The sequence below is a fragment of the Gillisella vitis genome (assembly GCF_021559775.1).
Taxonomy (GTDB): Bacteria; Pseudomonadota; Alphaproteobacteria; order Rhizobiales; family Rhizobiaceae; genus Allorhizobium; species Allorhizobium ampelinum.
In genome coordinates this window covers 1,954,152-1,966,937 of record NZ_CP056047.1, presented here as the reverse complement: position 1 = coordinate 1,966,937, position 12,786 = coordinate 1,954,152, and the positions used below count along the sequence as shown (strand labels likewise).

Annotated in this window: 12 protein-coding genes; 7 read left to right on the top strand and 5 right to left on the bottom strand. The window is 57.4% G+C overall.

Annotated features, from left to right (window positions below; genetic code table 11):
• The first annotated feature begins 156 nt into the window (after window positions 1-156).
• A complete protein-coding gene (locus AVCG78_RS09325; RefSeq protein WP_234617740.1) occupies window positions 157-1,719 on the top strand; it encodes a Do family serine endopeptidase in 1,563 nt (520 codons plus the stop codon).
• Window positions 1,720-1,781: 62 nt separating this feature from the next.
• On the opposite strand, the gene AVCG78_RS09320 is transcribed toward AVCG78_RS09325, so the two are convergent.
• Entirely contained in the window at window positions 1,782-2,348 is a 567-nt protein-coding gene (locus tag AVCG78_RS09320; RefSeq protein ID WP_071206590.1) for a GNAT family N-acetyltransferase, read from the bottom strand.
• A 9-nt stretch (window positions 2,349-2,357) separates the two neighbouring features.
• The gene (gene serB, locus AVCG78_RS09315; RefSeq protein ID WP_071206592.1) at window positions 2,358-3,248 is read right to left on the bottom strand and encodes a phosphoserine phosphatase SerB; all 891 of its coding nucleotides are present in this window, start codon (window positions 3,246-3,248) and stop codon (window positions 2,358-2,360) included.
• Between serB and miaA the strand changes: the two genes are divergently transcribed.
• Window positions 3,247-4,161 (top strand): tRNA (adenosine(37)-N6)-dimethylallyltransferase MiaA, encoded by a 915-nt coding sequence (gene miaA, locus AVCG78_RS09310; protein ID WP_071206594.1) that lies wholly within the window; start codon window positions 3,247-3,249, stop codon window positions 4,159-4,161. The genes serB and miaA overlap by 2 nt on opposite strands.
• 84 nt (window positions 4,162-4,245) lie before the next feature.
• Window positions 4,246-4,503 (top strand): hypothetical protein, encoded by a 258-nt coding sequence (locus AVCG78_RS09305; protein ID WP_071206596.1) that lies wholly within the window; start codon window positions 4,246-4,248, stop codon window positions 4,501-4,503.
• 48 nt (window positions 4,504-4,551) lie between these two features.
• On the opposite strand, the gene AVCG78_RS09300 is transcribed toward AVCG78_RS09305, so the two are convergent.
• Window positions 4,552-5,673, bottom strand: coding sequence for a rhomboid family intramembrane serine protease (locus AVCG78_RS09300; protein WP_071206598.1), 1,122 nt, complete (start codon window positions 5,671-5,673; stop codon window positions 4,552-4,554).
• Window positions 5,674-5,676: 3 nt separating this feature from the next.
• A complete protein-coding gene (locus tag AVCG78_RS09295; protein WP_409065461.1) occupies window positions 5,677-7,758 on the bottom strand; it encodes an ATP-binding protein in 2,082 nt (693 codons plus the stop codon).
• A 356-nt stretch (window positions 7,759-8,114) separates the two neighbouring features.
• Here AVCG78_RS09295 and AVCG78_RS09290 point away from each other — a divergent pair, with 356 nt between their 5' ends.
• The 3 genes from AVCG78_RS09290 (at window position 8,115) to AVCG78_RS09280 (ending at window position 11,003) form a co-directional block, all read left to right on the top strand.
• On the top strand, window positions 8,115-9,893 hold the full coding sequence (locus AVCG78_RS09290; RefSeq protein ID WP_081355388.1) for an acetolactate synthase 3 large subunit: 1,779 nt from the start codon (window positions 8,115-8,117) through the stop codon (window positions 9,891-9,893).
• A 21-nt stretch (window positions 9,894-9,914) separates the two neighbouring features.
• On the top strand, window positions 9,915-10,487 hold the full coding sequence (gene ilvN / locus AVCG78_RS09285) for an acetolactate synthase small subunit (RefSeq protein ID WP_015916441.1): 573 nt from the start codon (window positions 9,915-9,917) through the stop codon (window positions 10,485-10,487).
• A gap of 201 nt (window positions 10,488-10,688) precedes the next feature.
• Complete coding sequence (locus AVCG78_RS09280) at window positions 10,689-11,003, top strand: hypothetical protein (RefSeq protein WP_139191386.1); 315 nt, start codon at window positions 10,689-10,691, stop codon at window positions 11,001-11,003.
• Window positions 11,004-11,021: 18 nt separating this feature from the next.
• Here the strand turns inward: AVCG78_RS09280 and AVCG78_RS09275 are convergent, their stop codons facing one another.
• Entirely contained in the window at window positions 11,022-11,867 is an 846-nt protein-coding gene (locus tag AVCG78_RS09275; RefSeq protein ID WP_071204305.1) for an aldo/keto reductase, read from the bottom strand.
• Window positions 11,868-12,202: 335 nt separating this feature from the next.
• On the opposite strand from AVCG78_RS09275, the gene AVCG78_RS09270 reads away from it, so the two are divergent.
• The gene (locus AVCG78_RS09270; RefSeq protein ID WP_071584873.1) at window positions 12,203-12,763 is read left to right on the top strand and encodes a hypothetical protein; all 561 of its coding nucleotides are present in this window, start codon (window positions 12,203-12,205) and stop codon (window positions 12,761-12,763) included.
• Window positions 12,764-12,786: the final 23 nt, after the last annotated feature.

The window sequence follows — 12,786 nt, the reverse complement described above, 5'->3', positions numbered from 1 at the left end:
TTTTCGGGGCTTGGTATAAAGCGGTACTCCGCGCCATGACGCCGCCCTATACTCAAGATAGCGTGAACAAACCCGGCAAGGCGGTTTCGGTTTGTAGCCATGCGTCCTATGATCGGTCGGATGCGAGCAGGAATGAAACTCACGATGAGGAAGCTTATGATCAAGTGTTGCGGACCGGCCACCCGCCTTCTGACCTCTCTTGTTGTCGGGGGCATGGTCAGCTTTGGGCCTGCGGCCACGAGCACGGCTGCCTTCGGCCAGGTCAAGACCGCAGCCCCGGTTCCACCGCCGCCGCCAGCCTCTGGCGCGTCCGCAACGCCTGGACCCGCGCAGGGTGGCCCCGCACCCGTGGCTGATCTGGCCGAGGGACTTCTCGGTGCGGTGGTCAACATCGCGACGTCGCAGAATGTCGATGATGACGATGCAGCGCCGCTGCCACAGGTGCCGAAAGGGTCGCCCTTTGAGGATCTGTTTGAAGATTTCTACAAGAATCGTGAGGGCAAAGGCAGCAACCATAAGGTCAATTCGCTCGGCTCCGGTTTTGTTATCGATCCCGCTGGTTACATCGTCACCAACAACCATGTCATCGAAAATGCCGATGATATCGAAGTGATTTTCTCCGACGGTTCGAAATTGCAGGCCAAGCTGATCGGCACCGACACCAAGACCGATCTTTCGCTATTGAAGGTTGAACCAACGGAACCGCTGACAGCGGTCAAATTCGGCGATTCGAAAGTGATGCGGATCGGCGACTGGGTGATGGCGATCGGCAATCCCTTCGGGCTTGGCGGTTCGGTGACGCTCGGCATCGTTTCGGCCCGGGGCCGAAATATCAATGCCGGACCCTACGACAATTTCATCCAGACCGATGCGGCGATCAACAAAGGCAATTCCGGTGGCCCGTTGTTCAACATGCGAGGCGAGGTGATTGGTATCAATACCGCGATCATTTCGCCGAGTGGCGGCTCGATCGGTATTGGCTTTGCCGTGCCGTCGGAACTGGCCGAAAATGTCATCAAGCAGCTCCGCGACTTTGGCGAGACGCGGCGCGGCTGGCTGGGCGTGCGTATTCAGCCGGTACCGGATGATCTCGCCAAGTCGGCAGGGATCAAATTGGGCCGGGGTGCGCTGGTCAGCAGCATTATTGAAGACGGTCCAGTGGCCAAGGGGCCGCTTAAAACCGGAGACGTGATTATTTCCTTCGGCGGCAAGGATATTGCCGAAAGCCGCGATCTGGTTCGCACGGTGGCCGAAAGCCCGATCAATCAGGATATCGATGTCGTGGTGTTTCGTGATGGCAAGCGGGAAACACTGAAAGTGAAGCTGGCGCAATTGCCTGACGACAAGGCGACGGAAGCCAAGGACAGTGAACAGGCCGATCCGAAGGCCAGCGATAGCGAGGACACGGATGAAGCTGCCAGCGGCATGGTGCTTGGCATGAGTGTCGAGGCGCTGGATGATGAGAAGCGGGCCGCCAATTCGATTGCCAAGAGCGTCGAGGGTTTGCTGATAACAGATGTGCAGCAGGGCTCCGCCGCTGACCAGAAGGGCTTGAAAACCGGTGAAGTGATCGTGGAAGTGGCGCAGGAATTCGTCGCCACGCCAGAAGCCTTGGCGGAGAAGATCGACAAGCTGAAATCCGATGGCCGCCGTGCCATTCACCTGATGGTGGCAACCCCGCAGGGCGACCTGCGTTTCGTGGCCGTGCCGCTGGAATAGGGTATTTTTGAGAGTCGATTCAGCGGTTTATGGCAGCGGGTTCAGAGCTTGAATCCGCTACTTCAAGTGATGTGTTGGGACGCCCAAAGCTGTTTTGTCATCCGGTAAAGCACATGTGGTTTCAGGTGCGGATGGGTGTCGGGGACACGCGGGTGGTCGAAATCGCCGTTCAGGTCACGGATCATGCCGAGCCGCTGCATGACGGCGGTGGAGCGGTGATTGGTTGCGACCGCAAAAGATACGATTTCGTTCAAGCCTTTGGCTTTGAAACCGTAACCGAGAAGACCGCGTGCCGCTTCCGTGGCATAGCCATGGCCCCAGAAGCGGGTGGCGAGCCGCCAGCCGATTTCTATTGTGCCTTCCGTCAGGATGTCCGGCATCATCGCGTCCGACAATCCGCAAAAGCCGATGGGCTCTTCGGTTTCCTTCAGTTCTACCGCGTAAAAGCACAGGCCGGTCTCATCGATCAGCCTGTTGACGCGGTCCATCATCAGGTCCGCTTCTTCATAGGTGCGGCGAAAAGGGAAGAACTGCATGACCTTCGGGTCGGCATTGATTTCCCGAAACAGATTGCGGTCGCTATCCTTCCATCGGCGCAATAGTAGCCGGTCGGTTTCGAGAATAATCATCGGCTCAACTCATGGAGTCATGAAATCGGTCTTGCGGTAGCCCTGAAGATAAAGCAATGCCGTCAAATCACCATGGTCAATGCGAATTTTCGCCTGAGCCGCGACTGTGGGCTTGGCATGCAGCGCGACGCCCGAGCCGGCGACACCGAGCATGCCGAGATCATTGGCGCCGTCGCCGACGGCTATCGCATCTTCTGGTGAAACCCCGAGACGACTGACAATGTCCTGCAACGCATCCACCTTGGCTTGCTTGCCGAGGATTGGTTCAGCCACTTCGCCGGTCAGCAGACCATCTTGTTCCAGCAGGATATTGGCACGGTTTTCGTCAAAGCCCAGGGTGGCTGCAATTTTTGAGGTGAAGACGGTAAATCCGCCGGAGACCAGCGCGGTATAATAGCCCTTGGCCTTCATGGTGGCGATCAGTTCCAGCCCGCCGGGGGTGAGCGTGATCCGCTTGGCGATCACTTCGTCCACGACGGTGATGGGCAGGCCTTTCAGGAGAGCGACACGCTCGCGCAGCGCCGGTTCGAAGGCGATTTCGCCATTCATGGCGCGGGCGGTGATCTGCGAGACCTGGTCTTTCAAACCGACTTCGGCGGCCAGTTCATCAATGCATTCCTGGCCGATCATGGTCGAATCCATATCGGCAATCAGGAAGGCCTTGCGGCGCGTATCGGCCTGTTGGATGGCGAGATCAATGGGGTGACCTTCTATCACCTTGCGTAAGGTCTGTTCCGTAACGTTAAGATCGCTGCCATCCTTCAGCGCGATGTCGCAGGCTACACCATCCGCCAGCCAATAGAGGCCGGAGGCAGAAACCGCGGCTGCGGCTTGCTCGGCAAGGGCCGGGGTCAGAACAGGATTTGACGGATTGGCAATAAGCGTGGCAACGAAAGCCATGATGAACAACCTTGATGACAATTTTGATGCCATCCTGATAACCGGACCGACCGCCAGCGGCAAGTCCGCGTTGGCGCTGAGGCTTGCGGCTGAGGTGGGTGGCGTGGTGATCAATGCCGACAGCATGCAGGTCTATGACACGCTGCGTGTGGTGACTGCGCGCCCAAGCCAAGAAGATATGCAGGGCGTGGCGCATCGCCTCTACGGCCATGTGGCGGCGGGAGCCACCTATTCGACCGGCGACTGGCTGCGCGACGTCACCGTGCTGTTGCAAGACCTGCGGGCACAAAACCGGTTGCCGGTGATCGTTGGCGGCACGGGGCTGTATTTCAAGGCGCTGACCGGTGGCCTGTCCGACATGCCTGTCATACCCGAGGCCTTGCGTGCGGCCCTGCGCCAGCGTGAAAAATTGGAAGGAGCGGAAAGTCTGCATAGCGACCTGACTCTGCGTGATCCTGCCGTTGCGGCAAGGCTCGACCCGCGCGACGGCCAGCGGATCATCCGGGCGCTGGAGGTGCTAGAGGTCACTGGCCAGTCGATTTCCGTCTTTCAAACCCGCTCCGGCCCAATGATCGTTGATCCGAGCCGGGCGAAGAAACTGGTCGTCCTGCCGGATCGCAAACTGCTGCACGACCGCATCAACCGCCGCTTTGCAATGATGATGGATGAGGGCGCGGTGGAAGAGGTCGAGGCACTGCTGGCGCAGAACATTTCCCCGGACATGCCCGCCATGAAGGCCATCGGCGTCTCCCAGATCGCCGCTATGCTGAAGGGTGAGATGAGCCGCGCGGACGTCATCGAAAAGGCCTCCGCCGCCACGCGCCAATATGCAAAACGCCAGATGACCTGGTTTCGCAATCAGATGGATGAGAGTTGGGAGAGGGTCGATCCTGCTGCCAGCCGTTCAGGCTGAGGTGACCTGCGGTCACATCCGAATCTTGTTCGGTGTGTTGAACCGTGATTTCATTGTTGCGAAACAATCGATCACGGAGTTCCCATGAACCACTTTCTCGCCAGAACCCTGTCCGCCCTCAACATCCTGTTTGCTCTGCTGATTATCACCATCGCCGCTGCATCCGGCGCCACGCGCGGCATGTATTATACCGGTGAATTGTCCATTCCCGGCGCGGTGCTTGGCGGTTTAGGCGGTATTCTGGTGGCCGCCCTGGTCTGTGGCACTATTGCTTTTCTGACGCTGATAGAGCGGCATTTGAGCGTGCTGGCCGATGCCGTGAAGCGGGGTGAAAACATATGAAATAGATGCTGTAATAGCCTGCCTGACATGTTTAAAATCAGGCGATTGCTAGCCACACAAGCCATCTTTTCGCAGCGTCCTTGCAATCTTCGTCCATCCAGAACACGGCGTCTTCGCCTGTTCCTTGGCCGCATCCATTTCGTTCTCTCCGCGCAAACTCAGGGCGAGTTCGGCGAGTATCGTCATCTTCGTTGACTGCAATTCGGGTCTGTTGATCTGCTGAACGATAGATAAGCCCTTCCTGGCGTATTTTTCAGCCGCCGGATAATCGTGTTCGCCAAGAGCATGATCGGCGATAAGGGCATAGCCGATCGGATCGAGAGGATAGGATTTTATATAAAGGGTGCCGCCTGTTTGGGCGTCTGCAATTAACCGCCTGGTTTCCTGGGCAGGGGCTACACTGTGTAGATATCCGTAATCTCCAAATCCGGCGTTAACCGCGTATATGGCATAAGTCGCCATCGCCGCATTTGCAAAGACCAGCGTCGATGCTGCTTTCCTGACGCGCGCCGCGTATTTGATGTGCCATTTGCACCGCAGAATGATGCCGCAGGCTAGTCCGATACAGACCCCACCCATGATATTGCCGAAATACGACGCCGGGTTTGTCTTTAAATAAATAAGAGGAAGGCCGATTGTGAAAAACATCCGTCCATGTGCGGCAGCTTGCCGATATAGCTTCCCTCTGGACGGGGAGCCGGGTGTTTGCGGCACTGAAATGGTTCTTGCTATTAGGATTGCCGTCAGTCCGCCAATCGGGCCGAAGTGAATAATTCCAGGATTGCTGAAGAGCACGGAAAAGGATGTGCCGACAATGCAGCCCCCGAAGAAAATCGCCAGGAAGCATACGGAGCCAAAATGTCTTTCTAGCGACATCCCGGCGAAGATCAGGAACGGTAGATTGAGAAGCAGTTGAATGGCTGACTCAGTGACGAAGTTCGCGGACAACAACCGAAACCAATCGCCTGAAAAGACAAGGTTTCTTGATGCAGCTCCGAACGCGACCAGTGTTTGTAAGTCGAAGCCTGCCTTGTCTTGAGGGTTGAACGCCCATTCCGTTTGCAGCATGAACACGATTAGAAACACTGCGCATAAAATTAATGTAGCTCCCGGAATTTTACGGGCCGTTGAGTTCTGTTTAGATCTAGAAACAGGCACGATCTCGTCCATCGCTCAATCCTTCAACCCACCCAGCGGCTTCTTCAAGATACTCTCGCGCAAACTCATGCCCGTGTCACGCCTTGGCGGGACGGCGGGTGAAGGGGCCGCGGCAAAGAGGGTGTTGGCATCCGGTTTGCGCAGGCCCGCATAGGCGCTGGCAGGGCGAAAGCCGGAGGCGGGTTCGGGGCGGGGTGCAGCGGGTGAGGTGCCAAGCTCGGTGCCGGGTAGCATGTCGGGCCGGTAGGGCTCGATGGGCGGGCAGGGCAGGATCGGGCGCGGTGCTTCTGGAGGCTCGGCGGTCGGGGCGCGGAATGGTTCGGCGAGTGGGGTGGTGATGGTCGGTTCAGGATTGGGCGCGGGCGGCCTGTACGCTTCCGGCTCTGGTACGCGATAGCTCTGTTGGAAGCCTGAGATATCCGGCTCAGCACTTGCACGCATCCGTGAGATCACTTCGCTAAGGTCGATATTATCAGGCATGTCTTCAGACGGTGCCAGTGTGCTGCCGTTGGCTTTGGGGAGGTGGCGTTGATCTACCCGGTCAAACCGCATGCGCATCGGCACGGCAATCGCCTCGCCAAAGGCAATCGCTTCGCCATTGCCAATCGAGGAAATGAAGCTGGTGGCGGAGATCGAGCTATCGGGCAAGGCCTTGCGGATGATGGCCTGATCGCTGTCGTTGGAAAGCCGCATGGCAAAGACTGTGGAGCATTGCGACAGGATGGTCTGGTCCAGCTCCCCCGGTCGCTGGGTGATGATGCCGAGCGAGACGCCGTATTTGCGGCCTTCCTTGGCAATCCGCGCAATGGCCTGCCGGGTCGGGAAAAACCCAAGGCTGGGGTCTGCCGGCACATAGCGATGCGCTTCTTCGCAAACCACCAGCATATGGATCGCGCCATTCGACCAGAGCGCCAGCTCAAAAGCCATGCGGCAGAGGACCGACGCGACGGAATTGACGATCTCCGATGGGATTCCCGCCAGTTGAAACGTGGAAATCGGCTTGCCATGGCCCGGCACGCGAAAGATATGCGCGACGGTTTCCATGATTGTATCGCTGATCGTGTTGCTGGAGAACATGAAGCGATAGCGCGGGTCGTTGACCGCCGACATGATCCGCATTTTCAGCGACCGCAGGGCGGGCTTTTCGTCGCGGCCCTCCAGCCTGCCGATCCGCTCGTCAATGGCGGCCAGCAGGTCAGACAATCGGTAGGGAACTGGTGTATCGGCGGTAAAACCAGCCCGCTCGCTGCGGCGCGTCAGGCCGGCTTCGGCGCCCTTAAACGCACGTTTGGCCTCCGGGATCAGGTCGCGCAAAACATCCAGTTCTTCAACGACGGCAGGCCTGCCCCGGTAAAGCACTTCGGTCAGTTCTTCGAGACGCATCAGCCAGAAGGGCAGGTCCAGCGTGTCGGTGTCGATCACCACGGCTTGGCTGCCAAAGGCTGCGGCAAATTCATTATGGGGATCGAGGATCAGCACCCGCAGCTTGGGGTCGGCGGCAATCGCCTTGTGCAGCAATAGTGAAACGGCGGTGGATTTTCCGACGCCGGTGGAGCCGACCACGGCGAAATGCTTGGAGAGCATGGAGGGAATGTGGATCGTGGCGTCGATGGAATCGTCCTGGCTCAAACGTCCGATCTTGCAGCTTCCGCCTTCTTTTGAATCATAGATCCGCTTCAGGTCGGCGACGCGGATGCGGTGAGCAACGGCGCCGAGATAGGGATATTGAGTAATGCCTGAGGTAAAGACTTCGCTGCCATCCGGCCCCCGGCTGACCTCGCCCATCAACTCGACATCGACGATGAAGCCGTTATCCCGATCTTCGCTCCACAGGCCAGTTTCGGTGCGCATGGCATAGACCAGCGCGACGACACGGTTTTCCCCGACGGTAATGGAAATCAGCCGCCCGACAGACCACAGCGACGTCAGGTCGGTGCCGCCTTCCTGGGCGGTGGCGGCGATTGTGGCGCGTGCGCCATTGCAGGCAACGACACGGCCCAGAAAACGATTGCCAGGTGTCATCTGGTCACGGCGATCCTGTCCGGCGGATGCGCTGGAAAGGGAGGAGCCTGAAGGTGGAAGATCAGGGTTTTGCAAAAGGCGCTCATCTGTGATGGACCGGGGTCCGGCGAGGAACCGGCAGGCGATGGTAGCCGCCTGCTGTTAAGATCCGGTATATCATCTTGACGGCAACACCGGCGCAGATGCTTCGAAAATGTGCGCCTCCTGCCGCATTTGCAGGCTTTTTGCCGTTGACGCTTGCGGTCAGACTGGCTATCACTTTGCCCATGATCAATTTTAACATTCTTCTCGTGGTGGGTACGCGCATGGGCATGACGGTGTGACCGTCAGGCAATAGCCTCCCATGCGCGACAGACAGGCTCCTTCCAGGGGCCTTTTTTTATGGCCAAAATCACGATAACAGCAGCATTCGGGAAATAGCGGGAGCAGACATGACTGGCACAGACAACAGGATGACCGGCGCAGAAATTGTTTTGAGGGCGCTGAAGGATAATGGGGTCGAACATATATTCGGCTATCCGGGCGGCTCAGTCCTGCCAATCTATGATGAAATCTTCCAGCAGGACGAGATCCAGCATATCCTCGTGCGTCATGAACAGGGCGCTGGCCATGCTGCTGAAGGGTATGCCCGCTCGACCGGCAAGGTCGGGGTCATGCTCGTCACCTCAGGTCCTGGCGTCACCAACGCGATTACGCCGCTTCAGGACGCCTTGATGGACAGCATTCCGCTGGTTTGCCTGTCCGGCCAGGTGCCGACCACGCTGATCGGCTCGGATGCGTTCCAGGAATGCGATACGGTTGGCATTACCCGCCCCTGCACCAAGCACAATTGGCTGGTCAAGGATGTCAACGATCTGGCCCGCATTATCCACGAAGCCTTTCGTATTGCCAAAACCGGACGTCCCGGCCCTGTCGTCGTCGATATTCCGAAGGATGTGCAATTTGCCACCGGCACCTATACGCCGCCGGAAAACCACACGATCCAGCGCAGCTATCAGCCGAAAATGCAGGGTGACTCCAGGGCGATCCAGGCTGCCGTGGAGCTGATGGCCAGCGCACGGCGTCCGGTGATTTATTCGGGCGGCGGCGTCGTCAATTCTGGGCCGGAAGCCTCCAAGCTGTTGCGCGAACTGGTGAGCCTCACCGATTTTCCGATCACCTCGACCCTGATGGGTCTGGGCAGCTATCCGGCATCGGGCAAGAACTGGCTGGGCATGCTGGGCATGCACGGCTCTTACGAGGCCAACATGGCCATGCATGACTGCGACGTGATGGTCTGTATCGGCGCACGGTTCGATGACCGCATCACCGGTCGTCTTAATGCGTTTTCGCCCAATTCCAAGAAGATCCATATCGATATCGATCCGTCCTCGATCAACAAGACCGTGCGCGTCGATATTCCGATCACCGGCGACATCGCCCATGTGCTGGAAGACATGGTGCGTCAGTGGCGTGCGCTGGCGAAAAAGCCGGATGCAGCGCAGACAGCGGAATGGAAGGCCAGCGTTGCCGGTTGGAAGGCGCGCAAGTCTTTCTCCTATACGCCGTCCAAGGACGTGATCATGCCGCAATACGCCATCGAGCGGTTGTCGGCGCTGAGCCTTGGCCATGATACCTACATCACCACGGAAGTCGGCCAGCATCAAATGTGGGCTGCCCAGTTTTTCGGATTTGAACAGCCTAACCACTGGATGACCTCGGGCGGTCTCGGCACGATGGGCTATGGTTTCCCGGCGGCGATTGGCGTGCAGATCGCCCATCCAGAAAGCCTGGTCATCGACATCGCCGGCGATGCCTCGATCCAGATGTGCATCCAGGAAATGTCCTGCGCCGTGCAATATAACGCGCCGGTGAAGATCTTCATTCTCAACAACCAGTATATGGGCATGGTGCGCCAGTGGCAGCAATTGCTGCATGGCAACCGGCTGTCCAACTCGTACACCGAAGCCATGCCTGACTTCGTCAAGCTGGCCGAAGCTTACGGCGCGGTTGGCATCCGCTGCGAAAAGCCCGATCAACTGGATGATGCGATCCTGGAGATGATCAACGTCAAGAAGCCTGTGATCTTCGACTGCCGGGTGGCCAACCTCGCCAATTGCTTCCCGATGATCCCATCGGGCAAGGCGCATAACGAAATGCTGTTGCCTGACGAGGCGACGGACGATGCGGTGGCAACTGCCATCGATGCCAAGGGCCGTCAGCTCGTTTAACACCAGGAGGAGCCAAGAGTTATGAACGCACATCTACAACCGACCGGTTCGGCCTATTTTATCTCCCCGGAAACGGCGGCCGTCGAAAGTCATACCCTGTCCGTGCTGGTCGATAACGAGCCGGGCGTTCTCGCCCGTGTCATCGGTCTGTTTTCAGGGCGTGGCTACAATATTGAAAGCCTGACTGTCTCGGAAACCGAGCATGAGGCGCATCTATCGCGCATCACCATCGTCACCCGTGGCACGCCATTGGTGCTGGAGCAGATCAAGGCGCAGCTGGAGCGGATTGTGCCGGTCCACCGGGTGCTGGATTTGACCGTGCGCGCCCGTCAGCTTGGCCAGGAACGGCCAATCGAGCGGGAAGTGGCATTGGTCAAAGTGGTCTCGACAGGCGAAATGCGGGCCGAAACCCTACGGCTGGCCGATGCCTTCCACGCCAAGGTGGTGGATGCCACGGTCGATCACTTCATCTTTGAGCTGACCGGCAAGTCCTCGAAGATCGACCAGTTTGTGTCGATCATGAAGCCGCTGGGGCTGAATGAAGTCTGCCGCACCGGCATCGCCGCCATGAACCGTGGCTCGCAGGGTATGTGATTGCCACCCTGTTGCTGCTGAACTATTTGGGGGCGCATCCGGCTTCAATCCGGATGCGCCCTTTGTTTTCCCCAGAGCTGTTCATTCACGCCTCTTGACAAGTAGGCTGCAATACACGGGCTTGTGATTTTCGCTTTACGCCCTGGTTTGAACAAAAGTGCTAATGGCGCGTTAACGGGTTACCAAACACGGGAGCCTGCCATGAAAGCAGCAACAGTCGTAATACTTATCGCATCCTTGTCTCTTCCGGCTGGTCTTGCGGCAAAGGGACTTGTTGAACGCCAAATACCTTCGGCGTCTTTTGCCAGCGCGTCACCAGTGATGGATTCTCCATTTTCCGAGGTCAAGCTTCCAAAAACCTCGCGTCTTCCCCTTGAGCACGAACCGTCGCATGATGAGCAAAGCGCTCTTGGCGACGACGGGTCGAGTGAATGGGCGCTGGATTGCTACGATGCCTATGGTGCGGATGGTGAGGCGGCTAGCCAGGCCAGCCTGCAGGCCTGTTTGAAGGGCTGATGCGTATAGTTGTTTCGATCACAGCATTTCCATCGGTTGCTTTCGTTGCGGTGGTGGAAATGCAGCATCGAGCCGCGCCAGATCGTCTTCCGTTAGTTCTAGATCGACCGATCCACGGTTTTCTTCGATGCGGGTTGCGGCTGTAGTCTTCGGGATCGGCAACACGTTGTCGCGCTCAAGCAGGAAAGCAAGCGCCACTTGCGCAGGCGTTGCCTGATTGGCCTTTGCCACATGGATCAGTTCTGGGTGCTTGAGGAGCCGCCCCTGCTCAATCGGCGAATACGCCATAATGGCAAGGCCGCGTTCCTGACACCAGGGAAGAAGATCGTATTCCACGCCACGGCGGCTCAGATTGTAGAGGATCTGGTTGGCTTGGCAGTTCGCGCCGTTCTCCACGGCAAACAGTTCCTCCATGTCGGCGACATCGAAATTCGAGACGCCCCAGGCTTTGATCTTGCCTTGGTTTTTCAGCGTCTCAAACGCCTCGACCGTGTCTGTCAACGGGTGTTCGCCGCGCCAGTGCAGCAGGTAGAGATCGAGGCAGTCGGTGCCGAGCCGTTTGAGGCTCCCTTCGCAAGCGCTCATCGTGCCCTCTCGGCTGGCGTTCCATGGCGCGACTTTCGAGACCAGGTAGGTTTCGTTGCGCCGTGTTTTCAAGGCTCGCCCGATAATCTGTTCAGTACTGCCATCTCCATATTTTTCAGCGGTGTCAATCACTGTCATGCCGAGATCGAGGGCATGATTCACGGCGGCGATTTCGTCTTTTTCCGCGGCCGCATTCTCACCCATCATCCAGGTGCCGAGGCCAAGAGCTGGCACGATCCTGCCGGAAGGCATGGAAATTGTGGGAAGGGAATTGTTCATGATCTTGCTCCCAAATTGATTGGTAGGATAGCAGCGTGGTGGGAAGGGGCAAGTTGGAAACGGCTGGTGTGTTCTTGGCTTTGAGCCTTTGGCCTCTGTTGCGATAAGGCTTTATGCCGGTCGCAGGACTCTTCTGTGGGGTGCCCGTTCTGAAATATCAATAATTTTTTTAGGTGTTTTTTTTTGAAAAGCAACTATTGATTGCCAATTCTGTTTGTTGTATACAGTGATTGTGCGCAAGGTGTTGCTTTGATCGTCTAGGGTCTGGCACAATTTGTTATTGCACAGCACGCAGGTGGGGCGTCGCGGTTATCAATCATTAACGCGAGAGTTCCATGCAAAATTCACAAAACCGCACGAGCCAGAGTGCTCTTTCGGCGACGCCGTCGTCCGATAAAATATCGTATCATAAAAGCCTCTTGGCGTTCGAGAGCGATTTGATCGACAAGCTTTCCTACATTGATGGGTCATTTACGGTCGCTGCCAGCCAGCGCTTCCACACGCCAACGGTGGACCGTGCAGAAGATGTCTGGATGATTACCTTTGATTGCGACGGTCAGTTAGATCCGCAATTGGCAATTGAATTCACTAATCTTTGTGGCGGCGCGGACCGCATGTGCACCATCGATGGCGATAAACTGACGCCCGATGCACTCAATTTTTATGCCAAGATTGATGTGACGGTAAACTTAAACGGTGACAAAAGGGATGTCAGCCTTTTTGTCGGGCAGGGTGCCAATAAGTTCGGACAGGTCTGGTGGCTCGGAGGTCTTCCTCTTGCCAATGCCAATGGCACGACCTTGCTCCCATTTGTGAACCAGGCAGAAGCGGTGGTGCAGGTCTTGCAGGTCACAAATCGTGATGGCGATCTCTTCCAGTTAACGCCCTGGCTCTAAAGCTTCGGTGCCCGGTGTTTGCG

What these genes read in the sequence shown, in the direction of transcription:
- AVCG78_RS09325 (WP_234617740.1), top strand. Translation starts at nt 157, where the DNA reads ATGATCAAGTGTTGCGGACCGGCCACCCGCCTTCTGACCTCTCTTGTT.
- AVCG78_RS09320 (WP_071206590.1), bottom strand. Translation starts at nt 2,348, where the DNA reads ATGATTATTCTCGAAACCGACCGGCTACTATTGCGCCGATGGAAGGAT.
- miaA (WP_071206594.1), top strand. Translation starts at nt 3,247, where the DNA reads ATGATGAACAACCTTGATGACAATTTTGATGCCATCCTGATAACCGGA.
- serB (WP_071206592.1), bottom strand. Translation starts at nt 3,248, where the DNA reads ATGGCTTTCGTTGCCACGCTTATTGCCAATCCGTCAAATCCTGTTCTG.
- AVCG78_RS09305 (WP_071206596.1), top strand. Translation starts at nt 4,246, where the DNA reads ATGAACCACTTTCTCGCCAGAACCCTGTCCGCCCTCAACATCCTGTTT.
- AVCG78_RS09300 (WP_071206598.1), bottom strand. Translation starts at nt 5,673, where the DNA reads ATGGACGAGATCGTGCCTGTTTCTAGATCTAAACAGAACTCAACGGCC.
- AVCG78_RS09290 (WP_081355388.1), top strand. Translation starts at nt 8,115, where the DNA reads ATGACTGGCACAGACAACAGGATGACCGGCGCAGAAATTGTTTTGAGG.
- ilvN (WP_015916441.1), top strand. Translation starts at nt 9,915, where the DNA reads ATGAACGCACATCTACAACCGACCGGTTCGGCCTATTTTATCTCCCCG.
- AVCG78_RS09280 (WP_139191386.1), top strand. Translation starts at nt 10,689, where the DNA reads ATGAAAGCAGCAACAGTCGTAATACTTATCGCATCCTTGTCTCTTCCG.
- AVCG78_RS09275 (WP_071204305.1), bottom strand. Translation starts at nt 11,867, where the DNA reads ATGAACAATTCCCTTCCCACAATTTCCATGCCTTCCGGCAGGATCGTG.
- AVCG78_RS09270 (WP_071584873.1), top strand. Translation starts at nt 12,203, where the DNA reads ATGCAAAATTCACAAAACCGCACGAGCCAGAGTGCTCTTTCGGCGACG.